19 protein-coding genes are annotated in these 26,036 nt (G+C 75.0%); 13 read left to right on the top strand and 6 right to left on the bottom strand.

Features of this window, described 5'->3' with window-relative positions; all coding sequences use genetic code 11:
- The first annotated feature begins 10 nt into the window (after positions 1-10).
- From D7294_RS16475 to D7294_RS16465, 3 genes are all read left to right on the top strand, one after another.
- On the top strand, positions 11-661 hold the full coding sequence (locus D7294_RS16475; protein ID WP_120680344.1) for an MOSC domain-containing protein: 651 nt from the start codon (positions 11-13) through the stop codon (positions 659-661).
- Positions 662-724: 63 nt separating this feature from the next.
- Positions 725-1,414 carry an alpha-ketoglutarate-dependent dioxygenase AlkB family protein gene (locus D7294_RS16470; RefSeq protein ID WP_120680342.1) on the top strand — a complete coding sequence of 230 codons (690 nt, stop codon included), beginning with the start codon at positions 725-727 and terminating at the stop codon, positions 1,412-1,414.
- Between the two features lie 144 nt (positions 1,415-1,558).
- Complete coding sequence (locus tag D7294_RS16465; RefSeq protein WP_120680340.1) at positions 1,559-3,184, top strand: sensor histidine kinase; 1,626 nt, start codon at positions 1,559-1,561, stop codon at positions 3,182-3,184.
- A gap of 143 nt (positions 3,185-3,327) precedes the next feature.
- Here D7294_RS16465 and metG read toward each other — a convergent pair whose 3' ends face one another.
- On the bottom strand, positions 3,328-5,046 hold the full coding sequence (metG, locus tag D7294_RS16460) for a methionine--tRNA ligase (RefSeq protein ID WP_120680338.1): 1,719 nt from the start codon (positions 5,044-5,046) through the stop codon (positions 3,328-3,330).
- Positions 5,047-5,207: 161 nt separating this feature from the next.
- On the opposite strand from metG, the gene D7294_RS16455 reads away from it, so the two are divergent.
- Positions 5,208-6,443, top strand: a complete 1,236-nt coding sequence (locus D7294_RS16455; RefSeq protein WP_241562407.1) for an anhydro-N-acetylmuramic acid kinase — start codon at positions 5,208-5,210, stop codon at positions 6,441-6,443.
- 137 nt (positions 6,444-6,580) lie between these two features.
- On the opposite strand, the gene D7294_RS16450 is transcribed toward D7294_RS16455, so the two are convergent.
- The 3 genes from D7294_RS16450 to D7294_RS16440 form a co-directional block, all read right to left on the bottom strand.
- Positions 6,581-8,746, bottom strand: a complete 2,166-nt coding sequence (locus tag D7294_RS16450) for a putative bifunctional diguanylate cyclase/phosphodiesterase (protein WP_422070710.1) — start codon at positions 8,744-8,746, stop codon at positions 6,581-6,583.
- Positions 8,743-9,555, bottom strand: coding sequence for an SAM-dependent methyltransferase (locus D7294_RS16445; protein WP_120680332.1), 813 nt, complete (start codon positions 9,553-9,555; stop codon positions 8,743-8,745). The genes D7294_RS16450 and D7294_RS16445 overlap by 4 nt, the downstream gene beginning before the upstream one ends.
- 205 nt (positions 9,556-9,760) lie before the next feature.
- Complete coding sequence (locus tag D7294_RS16440; protein ID WP_120680330.1) at positions 9,761-11,134, bottom strand: transglycosylase family protein; 1,374 nt, start codon at positions 11,132-11,134, stop codon at positions 9,761-9,763.
- Positions 11,135-11,333: 199 nt separating this feature from the next.
- On the opposite strand from D7294_RS16440, the gene D7294_RS31960 reads away from it, so the two are divergent.
- Positions 11,334-11,510 carry a hypothetical protein gene (locus D7294_RS31960; RefSeq protein ID WP_158674639.1) on the top strand — a complete coding sequence of 59 codons (177 nt, stop codon included), beginning with the start codon at positions 11,334-11,336 and terminating at the stop codon, positions 11,508-11,510.
- Positions 11,511-11,678: 168 nt separating this feature from the next.
- On the top strand, positions 11,679-14,339 hold the full coding sequence (locus D7294_RS16435) for a class III lanthionine synthetase LanKC N-terminal domain-containing protein (RefSeq protein WP_120680328.1): 2,661 nt from the start codon (positions 11,679-11,681) through the stop codon (positions 14,337-14,339).
- An 89-nt stretch (positions 14,340-14,428) separates the two neighbouring features.
- Here the strand turns inward: D7294_RS16435 and D7294_RS16430 are convergent, their stop codons facing one another.
- A complete protein-coding gene (locus D7294_RS16430; protein ID WP_120680326.1) occupies positions 14,429-15,361 on the bottom strand; it encodes a phosphatase PAP2 family protein in 933 nt (310 codons plus the stop codon).
- A gap of 511 nt (positions 15,362-15,872) precedes the next feature.
- Between D7294_RS16430 and D7294_RS16425 the strand changes: the two genes are divergently transcribed.
- From D7294_RS16425 to D7294_RS16400, 6 genes are all read left to right on the top strand, one after another.
- A complete protein-coding gene (locus tag D7294_RS16425) occupies positions 15,873-17,060 on the top strand; it encodes an ROK family transcriptional regulator (RefSeq protein ID WP_120680431.1) in 1,188 nt (395 codons plus the stop codon).
- A gap of 736 nt (positions 17,061-17,796) precedes the next feature.
- Positions 17,797-19,326, top strand: coding sequence for a sugar ABC transporter ATP-binding protein (locus D7294_RS16420; RefSeq protein ID WP_120680324.1), 1,530 nt, complete (start codon positions 17,797-17,799; stop codon positions 19,324-19,326).
- Entirely contained in the window at positions 19,323-20,375 is a 1,053-nt protein-coding gene (locus D7294_RS16415; RefSeq protein WP_120680322.1) for an ABC transporter permease, read from the top strand. Before D7294_RS16420 ends, D7294_RS16415 begins: the two co-directional genes overlap by 4 nt.
- Before the next feature lie 129 nt (positions 20,376-20,504).
- Entirely contained in the window at positions 20,505-21,569 is a 1,065-nt protein-coding gene (locus tag D7294_RS16410; RefSeq protein WP_120680320.1) for a substrate-binding domain-containing protein, read from the top strand.
- A gap of 28 nt (positions 21,570-21,597) precedes the next feature.
- Positions 21,598-22,782 carry a Gfo/Idh/MocA family protein gene (locus D7294_RS16405; RefSeq protein ID WP_120680319.1) on the top strand — a complete coding sequence of 395 codons (1,185 nt, stop codon included), beginning with the start codon at positions 21,598-21,600 and terminating at the stop codon, positions 22,780-22,782.
- Between the two features lie 5 nt (positions 22,783-22,787).
- Positions 22,788-23,789, top strand: coding sequence for a sugar phosphate isomerase/epimerase family protein (locus tag D7294_RS16400; protein WP_120680429.1), 1,002 nt, complete (start codon positions 22,788-22,790; stop codon positions 23,787-23,789).
- A gap of 50 nt (positions 23,790-23,839) precedes the next feature.
- On the opposite strand, the gene D7294_RS16395 is transcribed toward D7294_RS16400, so the two are convergent.
- Positions 23,840-24,346 (bottom strand): gluconokinase, encoded by a 507-nt coding sequence (locus D7294_RS16395; protein WP_120680317.1) that lies wholly within the window; start codon positions 24,344-24,346, stop codon positions 23,840-23,842.
- A gap of 489 nt (positions 24,347-24,835) precedes the next feature.
- Between D7294_RS16395 and D7294_RS16385 the strand changes: the two genes are divergently transcribed.
- Positions 24,836-25,999, top strand: a complete 1,164-nt coding sequence (locus tag D7294_RS16385; protein ID WP_120680427.1) for an MBL fold metallo-hydrolase — start codon at positions 24,836-24,838, stop codon at positions 25,997-25,999.
- The last annotated feature ends 37 nt before the right edge of the window (positions 26,000-26,036 follow it).

The raw sequence follows: 26,036 nt of genomic DNA, 5'->3' as shown, positions 1-26,036 counted from the left end.
CCGTCGCCCCATGAAGCTGCTCTCCGTCAACATCGGCACGCCCCGCCCCAACCCCTGGCGGGAGGCCGGGACCACCGGCATCGACAAGCGGCCCGCCGCGGGCCCGGTGGCCGTCGCCGTCCCCGGCTCCGAGGGCACGGGCGAGGTCGGGCTCGCCGGCGACCGGGCCCACGACGTGAAGCACCACGGCGGCGCCGACCAGGCCGTCTACGCCTACGCCCGCGAGGATCTCGACGCCTGGCAGGCCGAGTTGGGCAGACCGCTGGCCAACGGCGTCTTCGGCGAGAACCTCACCACCGAGGGGGTGGACGTGAACGGCGCCCTCATCGGCGAGCGCTGGCGCGTCGGCCCCGACGTGATCCTTGAGGTCTCCCGCCCGCGCATCCCCTGCTCGACCTTCCAGGGCTGGATGGGCCGCGAGGACTGGATCAAGCGGTTCACGGCGGCCGCGCAGCCCGGGGCGTACCTGCGGGTGATCGCCACGGGCACAATCCGCGCGGCGGACCCGGTCGACATCGTGTACCGGCCGGACCACGAGGTGACCGTGGCGCTCGCCTTCCGCGCGATGACGCGGGAGCCGGAGCTGCTGCCCCGGCTGCTGGCCGCCGACGCGCTGCCGGAGCGGGACAGGCAGCGGATCGCCAAGCGCCTGGCGGCTTAGCAGCCCGGCGCGCCCGCACCCCGGATCGGACGCCCGTTCGAGTGAGGCGGGCATGATGGGGGAGTGAGCGAGGAACTGTTTGCCCGCGAGCGGGCCGAGATCGCCCCCGGGGCCGTGCACCTGCCGGACTGGCTGACGCCGGCACGGCAGCGGGAGCTGCTGGCGGCCTGCCGGGAGTGGGCCAGGCCGCCCGCGGGGCTGCGGACGGTGCGCACCAGGACGGGCGAGATGTCGGTGCGGCAGGTCTGCCTGGGCTGGCACTGGTATCCCTACGGCTACGCGCGGACCGTGGTCGACGGGGACGGGGCGCCCGTGAAGCCCTTCCCGCGCTGGCTGGGGCGCTGGGCCGGGGAGGCTCTCGCCGCCGCGGAGATCCCCGCGGAAGCGGAAGCCGGCGGGGAGGGCGGCGCGGAGTACGGCGCGGACTACGGCGCGGACTACGACATAGCGCTGGTCAACTTCTACGGCCCGGGCGCCCGGATGGGCATGCACCGGGACGCCGACGAGCGCTCGGCCGCGCCCGTGGTCTCGTTCAGCCTCGGCGACGGCTGCGTCTTCCGCTTCGGCAACGCGGCCGGGCGGTCCGGGCCCTGGCGGGACGTCGAACTGCGCAGCGGCGACGCCTTCGTCTTCGGCGGCCCCGCCAGGTCGGCCTACCACGGCGTTCCGCGCACCCGTCCCGGCAGCGCGCCGGGCTGGCTCGGGCTCGCCGGGCGCCTCAACATCACCGTGCGCGTCTCGGGTCTCTCCTGACCCGGCCCAGGTCAAAGGCCCGGGAGGGATTTCACCCCATGGAAGGTGGCGAAGGGTGGCGATTGGCGGAACTGTGGCTCTCCGCAGTGGTGTTGAGTCATAGCGTTACCTCGGCACACCCTGACCACGCCGAGAAGGACTCCGATGCCAGAACAGCAAAGCCACAGGGCGCGTCCCGCCCGCCTCAGCCTGGCGCTCCTGCTGCCGGGCGAAGGTGAGCCCGGCGCCAGGAGCAGGCTGCTGCGCCTGGCCGTGCTCCCCGCCGCCCTGGTCACCGCGATCGCCGTCGTCGTCGTCGCCTACGGGCTCACCGCCCCGCAGCAGGACCCCGGTGGCCTCGCGGCCCGGTGGGGGGTGCCGCTCGGCGGCGCCGTGCTGGCCGGCTTCGTGCTGGCCAGGGCGGCTGCCGCCGCCGTCGCCGAGGCCGCGGAGCAGGCCACCAGGCTCGCCGCCCTGCGCCGCCACGCCACCCGGGTCAGGGTCGAACTCCAGGCGCTGCTGCGGAAGGTGGAGCGCGGCGAGCGGATCAGGCCCCCCGCCGAGCCGGCCTCGGCCGAGCCCGGCGAGCCGGGGGAGCTGCCCTACGAGCAGCTCAGGCACGAGATCGAGAGCGCGGGCTACGCCGCGGAGTCCGCGGTGGCCAGGGCCGCCACCCTGGCCGGCGCGGCGGGCGGCACCGACGAGCGCGTCGAGGTGTTCGTCAACCTCGCCCGGCGCCTCCAGTCCTTCGTCCACCGGCAGCTGGAGTACCTGGACGAGCTGGAGAACGACGTGGAGGACCCCGAGCTGCTGAAGGGGCTCTTCCACCTCGACCACCTGGCCACCAGGATCAGGCGGCACGCGGAGAACCTGGCGGTGCTCGGCGGGGCCGTCTCCCGCCGCCAGTGGAGCCGCCCGGTGGGCATGACGGAGGTGCTGCGCTCCTGCATCGCGGAGGTGGAGCACTACCGGAGGGTCAGGCTGGTGCCGCCCATCGAGGGCACCCTGCGCGGCCACGCGGTCGCCGACGTGGTGCACCTGCTCGCCGAACTCGTGGAGAACGCCACCGAGTTCTCCGCCCCGCAGACGCAGGTGCTGCTGCGGGTGCAGCGGGTGACCGCGGGCCTGGCCATCGAGGTGGAGGACCGGGGCCTCGGCATGACGGCGGCGGAGCAGCGGCGAATGAACGCGATCCTGTCCGGCGCCGAGCGGATGGACGTCGCCCAGCTGCTCGAGGACGGCCGGGTGGGGCTCTTCGTGGTGTCCACCCTCGCCAAGCGGCACGACATCCAGGTCCAGTTGCAGAGCAACATCTACGGCGGCGTGCAGGCCGTGCTCGTGCTGCCGCGCGAGCTGCTCGGCGACGAGGCCGAGGGGTACTCCGCGGCGTACTTCGTGCCGGGACGTGCGATCGGCCCGGCCGCCGAGCTGGCGCCGCCTGAGGCGCCGGCCACCCGCGCCGTCGTCGACGCCCTCGCCCCGCCGCCGCCCCCCTCCGCCGGGCAGCCCCCCGCCACCCCCCCCGCCACCCCGCCCGCCGCCCCGCTGGGCGCCGCGCCACAGGCCCCCGCGGCCCAGGAGCGGCAGCCGGGCGCGCAGCCCGGGCCGGGCGCCGAGGCCAAGCCGCCGCTGCCCCGGCGGCGGCGCAGCCGGCACCTGGTGCCCCGGCGGCGCGAATCCGGGCCGAGCGTCGCGGACTTCGCCGACGAGCCCCCCGTCCAGCTCGACCGCGGCCTGATGGCCGCCTTCCGCCGCGGCGCCAGCCTCGCCGAAAAGGCGGAGGAGCGTTAGGCGGCACCACGCAACGAGCCGGGCGGGCACCGGGCGAGAGTCGCGCGGGCACCGGGCGGGCGCCGGCGCGGGAGCGCCCGGGGAACGCGCGAGCCCCTCCGCCCGCCAGGGGGGAGGGGCTCGCCAGGGGCAGGGGCCGCGGCTCAGGCCCCGGCGTCGCCGAAGCGCTCCCGGTAGCCCTCCAGGTCCTCCTCGGTGATCTTCGCGAAGAGCACGGGGGGCACGGTGAAGCCGGTCCCCGCGGGCACCAGGTCCAGGGCCGTGGCCTCCTCGGCCGTCACCCAGGTCGCCGCGTCCTCCCGCGCGAACACCCCCCGCAGGGCCCGCGCGGTGAAGGGCACGAAGGGCTCGGAGACCACCGCGTACAGGCGGATCAGGTTCATCGCCGTGCGCAGGGTCAGCGCGGCGCCCTCCGGGTCGGTCTTGATCTCCAGCCAGGGCGCCTTCTCCTCCAGGTAGGCGTTCCCCGCGCTCCACAGCGCCCGCAGCGCGAAGGCCGCCTTGCGGAACTGCAGCGCCTCCAGGTGCTCCTCGTACTCGCCGAGCAGCCGCGCGATCTCCTCGCCGAGCCGCCGCTCGGCCTCGCCCGCCTCGTGCCCGGCGGGCACCTGCTCGCCGAAGCGCTTGCGGGAGAAGGAGAGCACCCGGTTCACGAAGTTCCCCAGGGTGTCGGCCAGGTCCTTGTTGACCACGGAGGAGAACAGCTCCCAGGAGAAGGAGGCGTCGTCCGACTCCGGGGCGCCCGCCATCAGGAAGTACCGCCAGTAGTCGGCGGGGAGCAGCTCCAGGGCGGCGTCGGCGAAGATGCCGCGGTTCTGCGAGGTGGAGAACTTGCCGCCGTAGTACGTCAGCCAGTTGAACGCCTTGACGTAGTCGACCTTCTTCCAGGGCTCGCGGGTGCCCAGCTGGGTGGCGGGGAACATCACCGTGTGGAAGGGCACGTTGTCCTTGGCCATGAACTCCGTGTACCTGACGGCCTCGTCGGCGTCGAACCACCAGGCGCGCCAGTCGCGCGCCTCGCCCTCACCCGCGGCGTCGGCCCACTCCTTCGTCGCCCCGATGTAGCCGATCGGCGCGTCGAACCACACGTAGAACACCTTGCCCTCGGCGGCCAGCTCCGGCCAGACGTCCGCGGGGACCGGCACCCCCCACTCCAGGTCGCGGGTGATGGCCCGGTCCAGCAGGCCCTCGGTCAGCCACTTGCGGGCGATGGAGGAGGCGAGCGTCGGCCACTCCTTGCCGTTCTCCTCGACGAAGGCGGCCACCTGGCCCTCCAGCTTCGACTGGAGCAGGAACAGGTGCTTGGTCTCCCTGACCTCCAGGTCCGTGCTGCCGCTGACCGCCGAGCGGGCGTCGAGCAGGTCGGTGGGGTCCAGCACCCGGGTGCAGTTCTCGCACTGGTCGCCGCGCGCCGCCTCGTAGCCGCAGTAGGGGCAGGTGCCGACGATGTAGCGGTCGGGCAGGAAGCGGCCGTCGGCCGGCGAGTACACCTGGCGGGTGGTGCGCTCCTCGATGAAGCCGTTCTCCTTCAGGCGGCGGGCGAAGTGCTGGGTGATCTCGATGTTCTGCGCCGAGGAGGTGCGGCCGAAGTGGTCGAACTTCAGGCCGAAGCCGTCGTAGACCGCCTTCTGCGCCTCGTGCTGCCTGGCGCAGAACTCGGCCACGGGCAGCCCGGCCGCCTTGGCCGCGAGCTCCGCGGGCGTGCCGTGCTCGTCGGTGGCGCAGATGTAGAGCACGTCGTGGCCGCGCTGCCGCAGGTAGCGGGCGTAGACGTCGGCGGGGAGCATCGAGCCGACCATGTTCCCCAGGTGCTTGATCCCGTTGATGTAGGGCAGCGCGCTGGTGATGAGGTGTCGGGCCATCCTCGGATGCTCCAATGGTGAGAAGAACGCTCGCAGTAGACGGTCACGGAGGGTGACGAATCACTGTTATGGACATCACTCATCCTACCGAGCCCGTGGCAGGCACCCCGACCGTTTTCCGCCCGGATGCCCCGGGGCCGCGGCCCCGGCGCGTGATCGGGATGCTCAGCGGGACCTCGTACGACGCGGTGGACGCGGCCGTGGCCGAGCTCTCCTTCGAGACGCTCGGCGCGGAGGCGCACGAGGGGACGGGCGACCGGGCGAGCGAGGGGGCCGCGGCGGGCGTGGGGATCGTGCTGCGCCCCCTCGGGCTGCACAGCGAGCCGTACCCGAGGGAGCTGCGCGACCGGCTGGCCGCGGCCCTGCCCCCGGCGGGCACCACGCTGGAGCAGGTGTGCCGTCTCGACACCGCCCTGGGACAGTTCTTCGGCGAGGTCGCCGCGCGGGCGGACGCGGCGCTCGCGGGCGGCCGGGCCGACCTGGTGGTCTCCCACGGGCAGACCGTCTACCACTGGGTGGCCGGGGCGGAGGCCCTGGGCACCCTGCAACTGGGCGGCCCGGCCTGGATCGCCGAGGCCACGGGACTGCCCGTGCTCTCCGACCTGCGCACCCGCGACATCGCCCGCGGCGGGCAGGGCGCGCCGCTGATGGCCATGCTGGACGCCCTGCTGCTGCTCGGCGCGGACGGCGGCGCGGGCCGCGGCGCGCTGAACCTGGGCGGCATCGCCAACATCACCGTCCGCGGCCCCGGCGGCGCGGTGACCGCCTACGACCTGGGCCCGGCCAACGCCCTCCTGGACGCCGTGGTCACCGAGGCGAGCGGCGGGGCCGAGCGGATGGACACCGACGGGGCCTGGGCCAGGCGCGGCCGGGTGGACCGGGAGCTGCTTGCCGTGCTGCTCGACGAGCCGTACTACCGGCTGTCCCCGCCCAAGTCCACGGGCAAGGAGCTCTTCCACGCCGGCTACCTGCGCGACCGCCTGGGGGCGTCCGGCCGCGGCGCGGGAGGTGAGGCGGCGGACCTGGCCGCCACCGTCACCGAGCTCACCGCGGAACTGGTCGCCGCGGCCTGCCGGGAGCACGGCCTGCGCGAGCTCGTGGTCTCGGGCGGCGGCGTGCGCAACCCGGTGCTGATGGGCCGGATCAGGGCGCTGGCCGATCCGGTGAGGATCAGGCGGCCGGAGGACTTCGGCCTGCCGGCCCAGGCCAAGGAGGGGTACCTGTTCGCGCTGCTCGGCTTCCTCAGCGTGCACGGGCTGCCCGGCGTCTTCCCCTCCGCGACCGGCGCCCGCGGCGCCGAGGGCGCGGTGCTCGGCTCCCTCACGCCGGGCGCGCGCCCGCTGCGCCTGCCCGAGCCGCAGTCCACCCGCCCGGGCCGGCTGCGCGTCGTGCCCTGAACGCGCCAGGCAGGCCGGCGGCGCGGCACCGACCGCGGCGCGCGGCGGCGCGGCACCGGGCCGGGAGGCGGCACCGACCGCGGCGCGGCACCGGGCCGAGGCGGCACCGGGCGGCGGCGTGCCGAAGTGGCCGCCGCTCAGACCGCCTCGGGGAGCCGCTCGGGCGGGCCGGGCCTGGCGTAGTACCAGCCCTGCGCCGAGTCGCAGCCGAGCTCCCTGAGCTGCTCGGCCTGCGTCGAGGTCTCCACGCCCTCCACGGTCACCGAGAGCTGGAGGGTGTGCGCGAGCGAGACGATCCCCTCGACGATCTTCAGGTCCACCGGGTCGGCGGGCGCCCGCTGGAGGCCGAGGGTGAAGGAGCGGTCCAGCTTCAGGGTGCTGGCCGGCAGCCGCCGCAGGTTCGCGAGGTTCGAGTACCCGGTGCCGAAGTCGTCCAGGGCGATGCCCACGCCGAGTTCGGCGAGCTGGCGCAGCGGCCGCAGCTCGTTCTCGTCGGCCCTGATCATCGCCGTCTCGGTCACCTCCAGGCACAGCGAACTCGGCGGCAGCCCGGCCTCCTCCAGCACCGCCACCGTGTCCTCGACCAGCTCCGGGTGGTGCAGCTGGCGCGGCGAGAGGTTGACGTTCACCTTCAGTGGCCGCGCCCCGCCGATGCCGCGGACCTGCCACTGGCAGGCCTGCCGCACGGCCTCCTGGAGCACCCAGCGGCCCAGCGGCACGATCAGCCCGGTGTGCTCGGCGAGCGGGATGAACCGGTCGGGGCCGAGCACCCCGTGCCGCGGATGGCTCCAGCGCACCAGCGCCTCCGCGCCCTCCAGGCTCCCGTCCTGCATCTTCACCAGCGGCTGGTACTCGATGAAGAACTCGCAGCCCTTCAGCGCGGCGGGCAGGTGGTGGGTCAGGTGGTGGCGGCTGATGGCCCTGGCGTCGGAGTCGGGGTCGGCCAGGGCGTAGCGGTTGCCGCCCTCCGCCTTCGCCCGGTACATCGTGATGTCGGCGCTGCGCAGCACCTCGGCCGCGGTCAGGTGGCGCGTGGGGCCCTCCACCACGCCGATGCTCGCCCTGACCATCAGCTCGCGCCCGCCCACCTCCACCGGGGTGGCCAGCGCGTCAAGCGCCCGCTCGGCCAGCTCGGTGACGGCCTTCGGCGAGGGCGGGTCGACGACCAGGGCCACGAACTCGTCGCCGCCGATCCTGGCCAGCATCTGCCCCGGGCCCGAGGCGCAGCCGTGGAGCCGCTCGGACACCGCGATCAGCAACTGGTCGCCGACGGCGTGCCCAAGGCTGTCGTTGACCGCCTTGAACCCGTCGAGGTCCAGGTAGCACAGGCCGAGCCTGGCGCAGCCGGAGCCGGGGGCGAGGGCCTGCTCGAGGCGCTCGAAGAACAGGGAGCGGTTGGGCAGGTCGGTCAGCGCGTCGTGCGTGGCCTGGTAGCGCAGCCGCAGGTTGAGCAGGCGCCGCTCGGAGACGTCCTCCATCATGGCCAGCATGTAGCGGGGCTTGCCCTCGGCGTCGCGCAGCAGGGACACCGTCAGGTTCGTCCACAGCACGGTGCCGTCGGTGCGGCCGTACGCCTTCTCCACCTGGAAGTGCTCCCGCTCCCCGCGCATCAGCTCCCGCTGCATGCGCCACATGTCGGGGGAGTCCTCCGGGTGCGTCCAGTCCAGCAGGTTGCGGCTGCGGACGTGGTGGTCCGAGCCGCCGAACATCTGGGTCAGGGCGTGGTTGGTGTCCAGGATGTTCCCGGCCATGTCGGCGATGCCGATGCCGAGCGCCGCGTCCTTGAACACGGCCCGGAAGCGGGTCTCGCTCTCGTGCAGGGCGCGCGCGATCTCGGTCTGGGCCGCGAGCGCGGCCCTGGACATCGCCTCCTGCTCGGTCCTGGTGCGCTCCTGCAGCGCCTTGGCGAAGCCGGCCGAGATCGTGTGCTGGAGGCGGGTGCAGCGGATGCGGCCCTCCTCGACGGGGAGTTCGGCGGCGTCCGCGCAGTACAGCAGCAGATAGGCGTCGATGACGCCGAGGATGCGCGGCAGCGAGTCGGCCGCCGTGCAGTGGGCGGCCACCAGCTCGGCGCCCACCTCCCGCCCGGGAGCGGGGTCGAAGGGCCTGGAGTGCAGCGCCTCGGTGAGCCGTACGGTCAGCCGCAGCAGCAGGTCCTCGAACTCCTGGCGGGTCATGGAGGTCGCGGTCGCCGGGTAGACCGCGCGGCACCAGATCCGCGCGAAACGCGCCATTCCGTCGGGCGGTTCCGCGCAGCCTTCGGTGCCGGGCGGGGCGGAGCGCCCCGAGGGCGAGGGTGTCACGCTTTGAGTCCTACTCCCGCGTAGCCTGCGTACACGATGGGGTCCTCCTCGTCGAGCGGCCCGTCAGGGCGCCAGTCCGGCATCGCCACCAGCCCCGGGTCGACCAGGTCGAAGCCGTCGAAGAAGCGGGCGACCTCCTCCCCGGAGCGCATCACCAGCGTGTTGCCGCCGCTGCGGTAGAGCTCCGAGAGGCCCGCGCCCTGTTCCGGGGTCGCGGGCGAATCCTCGGTGGAGGCGTGGCTGAGGACGAGGAGGCTGCCCGGGGCCAGCGCGTCGCGCAGCTCCGCGAGCCTCTCGTGCGGCTTGTCCTCGTCGTGGAAGAAGTGCAGCACGGCCACCAGCAGCAGCGCGACCGGCCGGCCGAGGTCGAGCAGCCGCCCGGTCTCCTCGCTGTCGAGGATGCCCGCCGGGTCGTTGAAGTCGGCCGCGAGGACGCCGGCGCGCGGCACGTCGGCGAGCACCGCCTTGCTGTGCGCGACGGCCACCGGATCGTTGTCCACGTACAGGACGCGGGCCTCGGCACTGGCCGCCTGCGCCACCTCGTGCACATTTCCGAAGGTGGGAATGCCGGAGCCGATGTCCAGGAATTGGGTCACTCCGCGCTCCACCGCGTACCGGACGGCGCGGCGCATGAAGGCACGATTCGCCTGAGCGATCTTGGGCAGTCCGGGAAGCAGCCCGATCGCCTTGCGGGCCGCCTCGCGGTCCACCTCGAAATTGTGTGATCCGCCGAGGTAGTAGTCGTACATTCGCGAAATGCTGGGCAGGGACAGGTCGATGCCCTGCGGCGCCCAGGCGGGTCGTTCCATCGGCGTCTCCAATGTCCCCTGCATATGCGCGCATTGATGTCGGCCCGACGAGGGTAACGACTTGGCCACGGGCGAGGGAAGGAAGCCAGGGGGCCACCTCGCGCGGCCAGGGGGTTACTTGGGCATCTGTCATGATTCTTCGCCGCCGCGCCCGATGGCATCAAGCCAGCGGCTGGCCGAATTGCCACCGGCCGGGCGCCCCGGCTCACACCGAGACGCCGTGCTCCCGCAGGTACGCCAGCGGATCGATGTCGGTGCCGAACGCCGGGCTGGTGCGGATCTCGAAGTGCAGGTGCGGTCCTGTCGCGTTGCCCGTGGCGCCCGAGCGGCCGAGCCGCTGCCCGCTGCCGACCGGCTGCCCGGCCGAGACCGAGATGGCCGAGAGGTGGGCGTACTGGCTGTACCGGCCGTCGGGGTGGCGGACGATGACCTCGTAGCCGTAGGAGCCGGCCCAGCCGGCGGACACCACCTCGCCGGCGGCCACCGCCCGCACCGAGGTCCCCGTGGAGACGGGGAAGTCCACGCCCGTGTGGTAGCCGAGGGACCAGGAGCCCGGCTCGTGGTAGGGCGTGCCGATGGCGGCCTCCACCGGGGCCGTGTAGGCGGGGGCCTGCCGGTCGGCCGGCTCCTCCTCCCGCTCGCCCTGGGCGTGCGCCGCGCGCTCCTCCTCCTGCCGCTCCTCGGCCCTGGCGGCCTCACGGGCCGCCGCCTCCTCCTCGGCCTGCCGGGCCTCTTCGGCCTGCCGGGCCTCCTCGGCCTCCCGCTCCTCCTCCGCGGCGCGCTCCTGCGCGGCCTCCTCGTCCCGGGCCTGCTCCTGGTCCGCGGCCGGGTCCTGCGGGTGCCCCGCGGCCTCCTCCGTGCCCCCGTCCGCCGCCGGCTCGTGGCCGGTGGCCGGGGCGTGCAGGGCGAGGCGCTGCCCGGGGAAGATGAGGTCGGGATCGCCGCCCACCGTGCGGCGGTTGAGCTCATAGAGCGACTGCCAGCCGCCGCGCACCTCGTGGGTGGTGGCGATGCCGAACAGGGTGTCGCCGCGCACCACCTCGTACAGGTCGCCGTCCTGGCGGGCGGGCGCCTCGGCGTCCCGCGCCGCCGGGTGCGCGTCGTGCGCGGCGGGGCGCGTGTCGGCGGCCTGGCTCGCCTGCTCCGCCCCGGCGCGCTCGTGCTCCGGGCCCGCGCCGGGGGAGACCTCGGGCGCGCCCCCGCCGCGGGTCAGCCCGGCCTCGCCGGAGCAGGCGGGCCAGGCGCCGGGACCCTGGCCGGCCAGCACCCGCTCGGCGATGGCGATCTGCTGGTCCCTGGTGGCCAGGTCGGCCCGCGCGGCGTATGCGGTGCCGCCGTACGCCTCCCAGGTGCTCTGGGCGAACTGCAGCCCGCCGAAATACCCGTTGCCCGTGTTGATGTGCCAGTCGCCGCTGCTTTCGCACTCGGCGACCTGGTCCCAGGTGTCGGCGGAGGCCGCGGAGGCGTGGGCCGCGCTGATCAGCGGGAGCGCGAGGCCGGCCCCCGAGGCGGTGACGGTCAGGGAGGCGCGCGAGACGGCACTGGGCCGATAGCGGCGGTGACGTCCACGTGTGGTCATGGGCGGGTCCCTCCCCGAGCCGGCGGCTACCGTGCATTCCCGTCAGATTATGTCGTGATCACGGGAGTTGTGCGGCGGATCAACGATATGGGTGCCGAATCCAGGCGGCAAGAGGTGGCTTTATCGCGTCGTTGGTTCCGTGCGTCCCCGGTGTTACGGTCGCCCCGTTCGCAGGGAACAACCGCAGCGAGGAGCCGTCATGGAAGCCTTGTCCGATCTTGTTCCGCGCCAGGCCGGGGATTTCCCGGTCGAACCCCGCGTCGTCTTCGATTCCGTGGAACAGGCGGCCCACGCCGCCGATCGCTGTCCGGTGAGTTGCGTCTGCACCGCCTCCACGGCGAACTGCTACGCGACCGGAAACAGCTACTGGGCCTGAGGCCCGCGGGCACGGCGGGAAGGGGCACGGCCGGGGCGCGTGGCCGTGCGGCCACGCGGCGGCCGACGGCGGGGCAGGCCGGGGCGGCCGGACCCGGCGAGCCATGGCAGGCCGGGGAAACGGCCATGGCCCGGAGGGCCGGAAAAGCGGCGGCGAGGAGGCGGGGCGGTGCCAGGCTGGGAGGGCCGGGACGGCCGCGATGGCTGGGACGGCGAAGAACTCGTCCGGCGGGCGCTTGCCGCGGCCGGCTCCCCGGACGGCGCGCGCCCCGGCGCACACGCCGGGGGCACCGAAAGCACCGGAGGCACCGGAGGCACCGGGCAGGCCGGGTACGCCGTGCACGCGGGGCAGGACTGGGTGACCGTCGCCCCCGCCGGCGTGCCGCTGCCCGCGCACGGGTGGAAGCTGCACGTCTCCTCCCGGGCGGCGACGTTCCCCGCCCTCGCCGCGCGCCTGCTGCCGTGGCTGCTCGCCGAGCGCTGCCACTTCAAGCTGGCCCGCTCGGAGGAGGTCCTCGCCCGGATGAACGGCGGGCGGCCCGCCCCGGCCGGGGTCGGCAAGGCCGTGACCGTCTACCCGCCGGCCTCCCGGGTCCGCCGACTCGGTCTCGACCTGGCCGAGTTGACCCGCGGGCACGCCGGGCCGCGGGTGCTCAGCGACCGGCGGGTGGCCCCCGACGCCCCCGTCTACTACCGGTACGGCCCCTTCGCCCCGCGCTGGTACGCGGGGGAGCGCGGCTCGCTGGCCATCGGCGTGCCGGGTCCCGACGGCGCCTGGTTCGACGGGGTGGCCACCCTGGACTACCGGCAGCCGCCGTGGGCGCGCGACCCCTTCGGGGGCGACGCGGCGGCCGAGCCGGAGACCCTGGGCGGGCGCTACCGGGTGACCCGCGGGATCTACCAGGCGGCGCACGGCAACGTCTTCCGCGCCGTGGACCTGAGCCGGGGCCGCGGGGTCGTGGTGAAGCAGGCCAGGGCGCACGTGGCGGAGAACCGCGCGGGCGGCGACGCCCGCGCCCGATTACGCAACGAGCGCCGGGTGCTCGCCGCCTGCCGCGGCGTGCCGGGAACCGCGGCCTTCCTCGACCACTTCGCGCACGGCGAGGACGAGTTCCTGGTCACCGAGGACGTCGGCAGCACCAACCTGCTGCACCACGTCCGGCTGCACGGGGCCCTGCCGCCCGCCGCCCTGCGGGCGCTGGCCGGGGAACTCGCCGGCACGCTGGCCGCGCTGCACCGGGCGGGGGTGATCGTGCGCGACCTCACCCCGCGGAACGTCGTCCTCGGCCACGGCCGCGCCCACCTCGTCGACTTCGGGCTCGCCGCGCTCGACGGGCGGTACTTCCCCGGCGGCACCCCCGGCTTCGTGCCCCCGGAACAACTGGCAGGCCGGCCCCCGCGGCCCGCGGACGACTGCTTCGCGCTCGGCATGACCCTGGGCTTCGCCGCCACCGGGATGACCCCGCCGGCCGAGATCCCCGGCCGGGACCTGGCCGCCCGCCGCATGCTCCAGTCCCTCGCCGCCCGCCCGCCGGGAGCCGCGCGCGAGGCCGCCCTGCGCGCCGTCGGCGGGCTGCTCGACGCCGACCCGGCGCGGGCGGCGGGCACCCTCGCGGAACTGGCTCTGGGGGCCTGGCCCGCCGGTCACGGCGCCGGGTGGGCCCCGCCGCCCCCGCCCGCCGTCGGGCCACGGACGGCCGCCGCCCTCCGGGACCGCGTCCTCGACCTGCTGCTGACCCGGCTCGCGGCCCGGCGGACCGCCGAGGCCGAGGGCACCATCGACGCGGTGGACGCCGGGGTCTACACCGGCAGCGCCGGCATCGGCCTGGAACTGCTGCACCACCTCGGGCACCCGGGCGTCGCCGAGGCGCTGCCGGGACTCGTCGCCCACGCGCGCCGGGCCGCCGGGCGGGTCGGCCTCGCGGAGGGGCTGCTCGCCGGGACCACCGGGATCGGGCTCTTCCTCGCCCGGGCCGCCGCCGCGGGCTTCCCGGCCGCCCCGGTGACCCCCGCCGCGCCGCCCGAGCCGCACGACGACGTCTTCAGCGGCACCGCGGGCGTGGGCCTGGGCGCATTGCTGCTCGCCGACGTGACCGGCGATCCCGGGCCGCTGGCGCGCGCCGTCCGCCGGGCCGAGGACCTCCTCGCGCGCGAGGCCCCCCGCCTCGGGGTGACGGCGGACACCGGGCTGCCGCCAGGCGCGGGCGTCGACCCCACCTTCGGCTACGCGCACGGCAGCGCGGGCATCGCCGACTTCCTCACCGGGCTGGCCGCGAGGACCGGCGACCCGGAGCTGACCCGGGCCGCGCTGACGGCGGCGCGCCGGCTCGCCGCGCGGGCCGAGGCGCTGACCGCCGCGGCCTGGCGGCCCTCGGCGGTGCCGGTCACCGCCTCCTGGTGCCAGGGCCTGGCCGGGGCGGTGCGCGCGCTGCGGCACGCGTCCTCGGTCCTCGACGCCCCGGAACTGGGCCGCACCGCCCGGGCCGCGGCCGCCGCCTGCGCCGCGTGGGTGCCCAGGATGGAGAACCTCGGCCAGTGCTGCGGCGCCGCCGGCGTGGGCGGCGCGCTGCTCGACCTGGCGGCGGACGAGGGGGGCGAGCGGTGGCGGGAGGCCGCCGAGGGCGTGGTGCGCCACCTGCTGGTGCGCAGCCACGGCCCGGACGAGGCCCCGGCCATGATCAGCCTCGAAGGACAGGACGCGCCGCTGTCGTTCGGCATGGGATACGCCGGGCTGCTGTCCTTCCTGCGCCGCTTCGACCTGCCGGGCGCCTGCGATCCGCTCTCGCCCGCGGGCCGCTGGTCACCGCCGCCGCCCGCCCCGCCGCGGTGAGGCGGCGCGGGCGGCCGATGCCCCACCTGCCGGGCAGGCCGGGCCGCGGGCCCACGAAGCGGCGCCGGCACAGGCCCCGGGGCCGTGGCTCAGGTGGCCGTGGAGCGATGCTGGACCTCCTCGGCGGGCCGGGCGGCGCCCGGCGCCCCCGGCCGCGGGATGACGCGGCCCGCCACCTCGCTGCGGCCGGGCAGCTCCGCCCGCGCGTCGGGTACGGGCCGCGGCCTGCCCTGCCGCACCACCTCGGGCCTCGGCCGCGGCGGCTCGGCCACGGGCGGCTCGGCGCGCGGCGGCCTGAGGGCGAGCAGGATGACGCCGAGCAGCGTGGTGGCCACCGCCCCGTCCATCCAGTAGTGGTGCCCGGTGCCCACCACCGTGGTCAACGTCATCAGCGGGTGCAGCAGCCACAGCCACCGCCAGCGGGTCCTGGTGGAGACGATCAGCCCGATCGCGATCGCCAGCGCCCAGCCGACGTGCAGCGAGGGCATGGCCGCGAACTGGTTCGCCATGGAGTGGGCCTCGGGCTTCCCGTACACCGCGGGGCCGTAGACCATGCCCGTGTCGATCATCCGCGTCGGGCGGAACAGCCGCGGCGGCGCCAGCGGCAGCAGCAGGTGCAGGACCAGCGCGGCGCTGGTCAGCCAGGTGAGCACCCAGCGAATCCAGACGTAGTACCCGGGGCGGCGCCAGTACATCCAGCACAGGAAGATCGCCATCGCCGGGAAGTGGACGGTGGCGTAATAGACGTTGATGCCGTGGATCACGGCCTCGCTGTGCAGCAGGAACTGCTGCACGCCGGCCTCGCTCGGCAGGTGGAGGGCGCGCTCCAGGTCCCAGATGCTCGCCGCGTTGTCGTACGCGTCCGCGAACTGACCGTTGGCCGCGCGTCTGCCGAACTTGTATGCCGAGTAGAGCGACGCCACGAGGAGCAGTTCCCGGACGAGCGGAGGTCTGGACGAGAGCGCGGGCCGCTCCCGGACTCGCGTGACGAAAGCTCGCCCCAGCACTGTTGTGCTTCGCATAGGCAGTATTCCCGAATGGCAGGGTCAGCGGACCGCGGTGAGGAAACGCGAGGACTTCTCGGCGTTCGCGTTTCGATCTTCAGTTCCCCGACGTGAGTTTACGGGGTTGTCACCTGCGCGCGGCACCGGTTTGCCACGCCAGGCGGCGTCTGAGGAGCTTCTGGCCCGATCCGCAAGGAATAAACGGGCCACCTCGGCAGGGCCGTTCGAAGGCCGGCCCGTGCCTCGTCCCGCTGGTGGGAGGGCTGCCGCGGCCGGGCGCCCGGCGCCGCGCCGCCGGTCACCGGCGTCCCGCGGACCGCCCGGCCCGCACCCGCCGACCCGGGCGCGTCCCGGCGCGCCGCGCCCGCCGCGCCCCCTGCTTTGTCCTCGGCGTGGAGAAAGTTGCGCTCATCCATGCGCTACTTCTTCCCGCGTCGACCGGCCGCTGCTACATTCCCGAGCCAAGCCCGGCACGGGAACCGTGCGCGGGGGCCGATGCCGACGCTGGCGGGAGGGGCACGTGAGGCGCATGACCGCTCGGCCCGCGAACGCCCACCAGGCGCGGCTGCTGCGCCTGCTCCGCGACGGCGGGCCGAGTTCCCGGGCTCAACTCGGGGACCAGATCGAGCTGTCCCGCTCCAAGCTGGCGGTCGAGGTGGACCGGCTGCTGGAGACCGGGCTCGTGGTGGGCGACGGCTTCGCCGCCTCCCGGGGCGGCAGGCGCTCGCACGGCGTCCGCCTGGCCCCGGAACTGCGCTTCCTCGGCGTGGACATCGGGGCGACCTCGATCGACGTGGCCGTCACCGGGCCGGAATTGGAGATCCTCGGCCACCTCACGGAGCCGATGGATGTGCGGGAGGGCCCGGTCGCGGTCTTCGAGCGGGTGCTGTCGATGGCAGGCAGGCTGCGCGAGAGCGGGCTCGCCGGGCACTTCGACGGCGCCGGGCTCGGGCTGCCGGGACCGGTGCGCTTCCCCGAGGGCGTGCCGGTCGCCCCGCCGATCATGCCGGGCTGGGACGGGTTCCCCGTCCGGGAGGCCCTCGGCCAGGAGCTCGGCTGCCCGGTCATGGTCGACAACGACGTGAACCTGATGGCCCTGGGCGAGCAGCACGCGGGCGTCGCACACGCGGTCCAGGACTTCATCTGCGTCAAGATCGGCACCGGCATCGGCTGCGGCATCGTCGCGGGCGGCACCGTGCACCGCGGCGCCACCGGCAGCGCGGGAGACATCGGTCACATCCAGGTCGAGCCCGAGGGCCGCCCCTGCCCGTGCGGCAACCGGGGCTGCCTGGAGGCGTACTTCGGGGGCGCCGCCCTGGCCAGGGACGCGGAGGCGGCCGCCCGCGAGGGGCGTTCCGCCGCGCTGGCCGCGCGACTTGCGGCGGCGGGCAGCCTCGGCGCGGCGGACGTGGCCGCCGCCGCGGCGGCGGGCGACGTGGCCGCGCTCGACCTCATCCGGCAGGGCGGGAACCGCACCGGGCAGGTGATCGCCGGGCTCGTCAGCTTCTTCAACCCGGCGCTCGTCGTCATAGGCGGCGGGGTCACCGGCCTCGGGCACACCCTGCTGGCCACCATCCGCACCCAGGTCTACCGGCAGTCCCTGCCGCTGGCCACCGGCAACCTCCCCATCGTGCTGGGCGAGCTGGGCCCCGTCGCGGGCGTCACCGGCGCGGCCCGCCTCATCAGCGACCACCTGTTCAGCTACACCCCGACCTGACCCGGGCGCCACCGGCCACCCGGCCCCGGCCGCCCCGCGTGCCGGCCCGCACCCGGACCACCCGCACCCGACCGCACCCGACGGCACCCGCGCCGCCACCCCCGTACCGGCAGCACCACCCGCAGCAGGCGCCGCGGCGCACCGGCACGGCAGCACGCACCGGCAGCACGCAGGCACCCGACAGCGCACAGGCACCACCGGCACGCAGGCAGCACAGCACACAGGCCCCGCTGCGCGTACCGCGGCAGGCACCGCACCACGCACGCACCGCAAGCACGCCCCGCAACACGCCTCTTCCGCACCGACGGCACCACGCGCCTCACTCGCACCACCTGCACCACCCGCACCACCCCCGCGCACCGCCCCGCTGCACCACCCGCACGTCGCGTTCCCGCCCGCGCACCACGGCGGAGCGGGCGGGCCCGCCGCGCACGCCCCGCGGGCCGGGCAGCGGGGGCGCGCCCGGCGAAGGACCGCACCACCCGGCACGTCCCACGGCACGAACAGCACCGAGCTCCGAGCACCACCCAGGAACGAGCACGTCGCGGCACGGCACGTCCCAGGGCGCGCCGCGCCACGTGAACGCCCCGCACCACGGCCGCACCACCCCGCGGGCGCCCAGGCGCCCCGGCCTCGCCCGACACGCGGCCGGAACGCACAGACCCGAGCAGCAGCGGGCCACCGTCCGCGCCGCGAACCGGCGCGGACGGGGCGGCCCACCCCCAGGAGGCAACCCATGGCAGGCGCGTCACCGCCGATCCTGACCCTGTCCCAGATCACCAAGTCCTTCCCCGGGGTCCGCGCCCTGGACGGCGTCGACCTCGACGTACTGCCCGGCGAGGTGCACTGCCTGCTCGGGCAGAACGGCGCCGGCAAGTCCACCCTCATCAAGGTGGTCTCCGGCGCCCACCGGCCCGACGGGGGAGAGATCAGGTGGCTCGGCGAGCCGGTGCGCCTCGGCTCGCCGAGCGCCGCCACCCGCCTCGGCATCGCCACCATCTACCAGGAACTCGACCTGGTCGAGGGGCTCTCGGTCGCCGAGAACGTCCACCTCGGGCACGAGACCTCGACCGCGGGCTTCCTGCGCCGGGGCGCCGCCACGGCCGCCACCGCCCGGCTGCTCGCCCGCCTCGGCCACCCGGAGATCGCGCCGGACCGCCTGGTCGGCACGCTCCCGGCCGCCGGGCGGCAGATCGTCAGCATGGCCAGGGCCCTCTCGCACGAGGTCCGGCTGATCGTGATGGACGAGCCGTCCGCCGTGCTCGACCCCGACGAGGTGGCCAACCTCTTCCGGATCATCGAGGGCCTGACCGCGGAGGGCGTCGCCGTGGTCTACATCTCCCACCGCCTGGAGGAGATCCGCCGCATCGGCGACCGCGTCACCGTCCTCAAGGACGGCCGCGCCGTCGCCCGCGGCCTGCCCGCCGGCGCGACGCCCACCCGCGAGATCGTCGCCCTGATGACCGGCCGGGAGGCCGACGCCGCCTTCCCCGAGCGGCCGGCCGCGCCGGGCCCCGCGGCCGGCCCGGCGGCCGATCCGGTGCTGCGCGTCGAAGGGCTCGCCCGCCGCGGCGAGTTCGAGCCCCTCGACCTCACCCTGCGGCCCGGCGAGATCGTGGGCCTGGCCGGCCTCGTCGGCTCGGGCCGCTCGGAGATCCTGGAGACGATCTACGGCGCCCGCCGCCCCACGGCGGGCCGGGTGCTGGTCGACGGCCGCCCGCTGCGGCCGGGGAACGTCGCCGCCGCCGTCCGCGCCGGACTCGGCCTCGCCCCCGAGGAGCGCAAGGCGCAGGGCCTGTTCCTGCTCGACTCGGTCGCCCGCAACGTCTCCGTCGCCTCCCTCGGCCGCTTCGCCAGGGGCGGCTGGCTCGACCGCTCCGCGGAGCGCGCCGCCGCGCGGGCCCGCGCCCGCGAGCTCTCCCTGCGCCCCGACAACCCGGACGCCCCCGTCCGCACCCTCTCCGGCGGCAACCAGCAGAAGGCCGTGCTCGCCCGCTGGCTGCTGCGCGGCTGCCGGGTCCTGCTGCTCGACGAGCCCACCCGCGGCGTGGACGTCGGCGCCAGGGCCGAGCTCTACGCCCTGGTCAGGCGGCTGGCCGCCGAGGGCGTGGCGGTCCTGCTGGTCTCCAGCGAGATACCCGAGGTCCTCGGCCTGGCCGACCGGGTGCTCGTGCTGCGGGAGGGGCGGGTGGTGCACGCCGCCGACGCCCGGGAGCTCAACGAACACCGCGTCCTCGACCTCGTCATGGAAGGGAGCCCGGCATGACCCAGGGCGCCACCTCGGAACCCGCATCCGCCCGGCAGGCCGGGCCCGCACCGGCCGAGCCGCCGGGGCGCGCCCGCGCCCTCGGCCCGGGGGCGCGCGCCGCGCTCGGCGGCCCGGCCGGGATACACAGCCTCTCGCTCCTCGGGGTGCTCGCCGTCCTGGCCGTCATCGGCGCCGTCACCGCCCCCGACCAGTTCCTCAGCACGAGCAACCTGCAGCTGATCCTCGTCCAGGCCTCCGTGATCGGCGTGGTCACCGTCGGCATGACCTTCGTCATCATCGGCGGCGGCATCGACCTCTCGGTCGGCGCGATCGTCGCCCTGGCCTCGGTCTGGTGCACCACGGTGGCCACCCAGGAGTACGGGATGGCGGGGATGGTCTTCTGCGCCCTCGCCGTGGGCCTCGGCTGCGGCCTGGTCAACGGCCTGCTGATCGCGTACGGCCCGATCGTGCCCTTCGTCGCCACCCTGGCGATGCTGGCCTCGGCCCGCGGCTTCGCCCTGCAGATCACCGACGGCCGCACCCAGATCGTCACCGTGGACTCGGTGCTCACCCTGGGCGACCACGACTCGTACGTGCTGGGCGTGCCGCCGCTGGTCCTCTTCTTCGCCGCGGTCACCGCCGCCGGGTGGGTGCTGCTCAACCGCACCACGTTCGGCCGCCGCACCGTCGCCATCGGCGGCAACCCGGAGGCCGCGCGGCTGGCCGGTATCCCGGTGCGGCGCCAGCGGCTGATGCTGTACGCCCTCTCCGGGCTCTGCTGCGGCATCGCCGCCTTCATGCTCGTCGTCCTCAGCGGGTCGGGACAGAACACCAACGGCAACCTCTACGAGCTCAATGCGATCGCCGCGGCGATCATCGGCGGCACCGTCCTCAGCGGCGGGCGCGGCACCATCGTCGGCTCCGTGCTCGGCGTCCTGGTGTTCACCACCATCACCAATCTGTTCGCGCTCAACAATTTGCAAACGGAAGTACAGCAGATTGCCCAGGGCGCCATCATCGTGGCCGCCGTGCTGCTCCAGCGCCGCACCCACCTCGCCGCCCCCTGAGCGCCCCGGCCCGGCCGCGCCCCGCGGCCCCCGGCCTTCCCGGCGTTCGCCACCCGGCGCCGCCTCCCATGCATCCCCGTACGCACACCCCACCACCCCTACCCCATCCCCTTTTCGGAAAGGTCGGTCATGAGTCCCACACCCGCGGCACCGAGACCCACCCGCAGGAACCTCCTCTTCGGCACGGCAGCCGCCTCGGCCGGGGCGCTCCTGACCGGTTGCACCAGCAACAGCTCCTCCTCCGGCGACGACGAGCGGGAGGGCCAGAGCCAGGCGGCCGTCGCCGACGACAGCCCGGGGCGCCCGGTCACCATCGGCTTCGCCGGCCCCCAGGCCGACCACGGCTGGCTCAACGCCATCAACGAGAACGCCCACCGCAGGGCCGAGGAGTACGAGGACGTTACGCTGAAGACGACCGAGGGCTCCAACGACACCGCTCAGCAGATCGGGCAGATCGAAACCCTCATCAACAGTGAGGTCGACGTGCTCGTAGTACTGCCCGCGGACGGCCGGGCCCTGACCCAGGTGGCGCTGACCGCCATGGAAGCCGGCATACCGGTCGTCAACCTCGACCGGATCTTCGACACCGCCCAGGCCTACCGGTGCTGGGTCGGCGGCGACAACTACGGCATGGGCCTGAACGCGGGCCACTTCATCGGCGAGCGGCTGAAGGACGTGGAGAACGCCAAGGTCGTCGAGCTCGCCGGCCTGGACAACCTCGAACTGACCCGGCAGCGCACCCAGGGCTTCGACGACGCACTCGCCAACTACCCGAACATCGAGAAGGTGGCCCGCCAGGCCGCCGAGTTCACCGTCGAGTCGGGTCAGGAGGTGATGTCGGGGCTGCTCCAGGCCGTCCCCAGCTTCCACGCCCTGTGGAACCACGACGACGACCAGGGAGTCGGCGCCGAACGCGCCATCGAACAGGCCGGCCGGGACGAGTTCTTCATGGTGGGCGGCGCCGGCTCGCGGCACGTCATGGAGGCCATCCAGGCCGACGACAGCGTCGTGAAGGCCACCGTCCTCTACCCCCCGACGATGGCCGCCTCCGCCATCGACCTCGCCCGGGCCCTCGGCCAGTCCAAGGGGATCAGCGGCCTCGCCGAGCTGGAGATCCCCACCTCCATCACCCTCTATTCCGCCGTGGTCACGAGGGACAACGTCGAGCAGTATCTGCCGACCGGCTTCAACTGACAGGGAACTTCGACTGACAGGGAACCAGATGCCGCATTCCACCACCGCACCCACTCTCGGCGTCGGCATGGTCGGCTACGCCTTCATGGGCGCCGCCCACTCCCAGGGCTGGCGCACCGTCGCCCGCGCCTTCGACCTGCCGCTCACCCCCGTGATGGCCGCCGTCTGCGGCCGCGATCCGGAGGCGGTCGCGGCCGCCGCCGGGCGCCTGGGCTGGGCGGCGGCCGAGACCGACTGGCGCGCCCTGATCGCCCGGGAGGACGTGCAACTCGTCGACATCTGCACGCCGGGCGACAGCCACGCCGAGATCGCCATCGCGGCGCTCGAGGCGGGCAAGCACGTGCTGTGCGAGAAACCGCTGGCCAACAACGAGGCGGAGGCCCAGGCCATGGTCGAGGCGGCCCGCGCCGCCCGGGACCGCGGCCAGGTCGCCATGGTCGGCTTCAACTACCGCCGCGTCCCCGCCCTCGCCCACGCCAGGCGGCTGATCGCCGAGGGCAGGCTCGGCAGCCTGCGGCACCTCCGCGCCACCTACCTCCAGGACTGGGGCACCGACCCGGCCGGGCCCCTGGTGTGGCGGATGCGCAAGGAGAAGGCGGGCTCCGGCGCCCTCGGCGACCTCGGCGCGCACGTCGTCGACCTCGCCCAGTACCTCACCGGCGAGCCGATCACCGGGGTCTCGGCGCAGGTCGAGACGTTCATCAGGCGGCGCCCGCTGCCCGGGGACCCGGAGCGCACCGGCGAGGTCACGGTGGACGACGCGGCGCTGTTCACCGGCCGCCTGGCCTCGGGCGCGCTGGCCTCCTTCGAGGTGAGCCGCCTGGCGGCCGGCCGCAAGAACGCGCTGACGATCGAGGTCAACGGCGCCGAGGGCTCCCTCTCCTTCGACCTGGAGCGGCTCAACGAGCTGGAGTTCCACGACCACACGCTGCCCGCGGCCGAGGCCGGGTTCCGCCGCATCCTGGTCACCGAGCCCGACCACCCCTACCTGGAGGGCTGGTGGCCGCCGGGGCACGGCCTGGGCTACGAGCACACCTTCACGCACCAGGCCAGGGACCTGGTGCGGGCCATCGCGGAGGGCGGCCGGCCGGCGCCCGGATTCGCCGAGGGACTCCAGGTACAGCGCGTCCTGGCCGCCGTCGAGGAGAGCGCGCGCAACGACTCCGTCTTCACCCCGGTACCGCTTCCCGCGCGGGACGAGCAAGGAGAATGAACGCCATGCCACGCAACTTCACCCTGTTCACCGGCCAGTGGGCGGACCTCCCCCTGGAGGAGGTCTGCAGGCTGGCCCGCGACTTCGGCTACGACGGCCTCGAACTCGCCTGCTGGGGGGACCACTTCGAGGTGGACCGCGCGCTGGCCGAGCCCGGCTACGTGGCCGGGCGCCGGGCCCTGCTGGAGAAGTACGGCCTGAAGTGCTGGGCCATCTCCAACCACCTCGTCGGGCAGGCCGTCTGCGACCACCCCATCGACGAGCGCCACCAGGGCATCCTGCCCGCCAGGATCTGGGGGGACGGCGAGCCCGAGGGCGTGCGCACCAGGGCCGCCAAGGAGATCGCCGACACCGCGCGGGCCGCGGCGGCCTTCGGCGTGCAGACCGTCGTCGGCTTCACGGGCTCCTCGATCTGGCACTTGGTGGCGATGTTCCCGCCGGTGCCGCCCGGCATGATCGACCGCGGCTACGAGGACTTTGCCGAGCGCTGGAACCCCATCCTCGACGTGTTCGACGCCGAGGGCGTCCGCTTCGCGCACGAGGTGCACCCCAGCGAGATCGCCTATGACTACTGGACGACCAAACGCGCCCTCGACGCGGTCGGGAACCGGCCCGCCTTCGGCCTGAACTTCGACCCGAGCCACTTCGTGTGGCAGGACCTCGACCCGGTCGGCTTCCTCTACGACTACCGGGACCGGATCTACCACGTGGACTGCAAGGAGGCCAGGCGCAGGCTGGACGGCCGCAACGGCCGCCTCGGCTCCCACCTGCCCTGGGGCGACCCGCGGCGCGGCTGGGACTTCGTCTCCGCCGGCCACGGGGACGTGGCCTGGGAGGACGTCTTCCGCATGCTGCGCGCCATCGGCTACGACGGGCCGATCTCCGTGGAGTGGGAGGACGCGGGAATGGACCGCCTGGCCGGCGCCCCCGAGGCCCTCGCCCGCCTGCGCGCCTACGACTACCCGCCGCCGACCGCCTCCTTCGACGCGGCCTTCGGCAAGGACTGACGCCGCCGCCACCCGCGCCCGGCCCCGGGCGCGGGTGGCGCCGCGCTCCCTCAGGCGCGGGACAGCCGCTCCAGTGCCTCACCCACCAGCTCCGCAGGCGCCGCCCCCACGTCCATGGCCGTGCCGAACTCGTCCGCGCCGAGCGGCTCCAGCGTCTCCAGCTGCGAACGCAGCAGCCCCGGCGGCATGAAGTGCCCTTGGCGGGCGGCGATCCGCTCCTGAAGCAGTTCCCTGCTCCCGGTCAGGTGCAGGAAGAAGACCCCAGGCGCCGCCTCGCGCAGCACGTCCCGGTAGGTGCGCTTCAGGGCCGAGCAGGTCACCACCCCGCCCGAGCCCTCCGCCTCCCGCTCGCGCAGCCACCCGCCGATCGCCGCCAGCCAGGGCGTACGGTCCGCGTCGGTCAGGGGGATGCCGGCGGACATCTTCGCGATGTTGGCCTCGGAGTGGAAGTCGTCGGCCTCGGCGAAGGGCACCCCGAGGCGCTGGGCGAGCTCCCGGGCGACGGTGCTCTTGCCCACGGCCGAGACGCCCATGACGACGACGGTGGAGTAAGACATGAGGCAACTATCCGGCCCGCGGATGCGTTTTCCCAAACGCGGCGGGACGCCCCTACCGCGGCCACCCCCCGCACGCTGGGACGGCTCGCTGACAGTGAGGGGCTGTCACTCCGATGAATTACAGTGGCGACATCCGCGTTCTGGGAGGTTCACGTGTCCGAGCCGTCCTCGTCCACGTCGTCCGAGCAGTCGTCCGAGCAGTCGTCCGAGCAGCAGCCGTCCACGCCCCCCGGGCAGCAGTCCGCGCCCTCGGGCCCGCCCGCCGCGGCGCCTTCCGCGGGGCCCGCTCCCGAGCCCGCCTCCGAGTCCTCCGGGCTGCCCGCCGCGGCCCCCGTGCCGGCCTCCGCTCCCGGGCCGGGCCCGGCGCCCGCGGCGGCGCTCGCCGACGCGCCCGCCGCCGCGCCCCCCTCGGGCACCCCCACCGCCCCGCCCGCCCCGGCCGCGCGCCCGGCCGCCCCGGCCGCCGGGGTCCGCGCCCGGCGGCCCTCCCTGCTGTCGCGGCTGCGGCCGGCCTCCTTCGGCGCCGAGCCCACCGGGGAGCGGCTGGCGCGCGTGCGGCGCTCGCCGCAGTTCCGCGACGGTGCCTTCCGCAACGAGCTGCCCGTCGGCGCCGCGGGCAGCCCCCGCCAGATCGTGCCCATGATCCGCGACGCGCTGCGCCGGGCCGACCGGGTGCGCCGCAAGCCCGCCCGGGCGCTGCCGATCGTCCGGCCCCCGGCCGCCGCCGCGGCCGAGCCACCCGCCTCCGGGCTGCGGCTGACCTGGCTCGGCCACGCCACGGTGCTCGCCGAGATCGACGGGCACCGGGTGCTCTTCGACCCGGTCTGGGGCGAGCGCTGCTCGCCGTTCGCCTTCGCCGGCCCCAAGCGGCTGCACCCGGCCCCCGCCCCGCTCGCCGCGCTCGGCCCCTACGACGCGGTCGTCATCTCGCACGACCACTACGACCACCTCGACATGCCCACCGTCCGCGCCCTGATCGCCTCCGACGCCGTCTTCGCCGTCCCGCTCGGCGTCGGGGCACACCTGGAGCACTGGGGCGTCCCGGCCGGCCGGATCAGGGAGCTCGACTGGTACGAGACGACGCGCGTGGGCGGGCTGACCCTCACCGCCACCCCGGGCCAGCACTTCTGCGGCCGCGGCCTGCGCAACCTGGGCCGCACGCTGTGGGCCTCCTGGGCCGTGGCGGGCCCGGGGCACCGGATCTTCCACAGCGGCGACACCGGGTACTTCCCCGGCTTCGCCGAGATAGGCAGCCGCCTGGGCCCCTTCGACGCCACGATGATGCAGATAGGGGCCTACAGCGAGGCCTACTGGCCGGACATCCACATGACCCCGGAGGAGGGCGTGCGGGCCCACGTCGACCTCTCCGGCGGCACCCCGCACGGCGTGCTGCTGCCGATCCACTGGGGCACGTTCAACCTGGCGCTGCACCCGTGGGACGAGCCCGCGGAACGGACGGTGGGCGAGGCGAGGAACGCGGGGGTGACCGTGGCCGTGCCGCGCCCCGGCGAGTCCTTCGAACCGGACCTGGGGCTGCCCCTCGACCCCTGGTGGCAGACGGTCGCGGCGCGCCCCTCAGGCGGCGGGACGCGCGGGCCGGGGGAGGCCGGCGGCACGCCCGGGGCCACCCTCGGGGCGCGCCGCGGCGGCTGACGGCCCGCCGGCCGAAGAAGACGAGCCGGGCGAGATC

Origin of the sequence: Streptomyces hoynatensis, from assembly GCF_003626535.1 — a bacterium.
GTDB classification, from domain to species: domain Bacteria; phylum Actinomycetota; class Actinomycetes; order Streptomycetales; family Streptomycetaceae; genus Streptomyces; species Streptomyces hoynatensis.
This window is presented reverse-complemented; position numbering and strand designations above follow the sequence as displayed.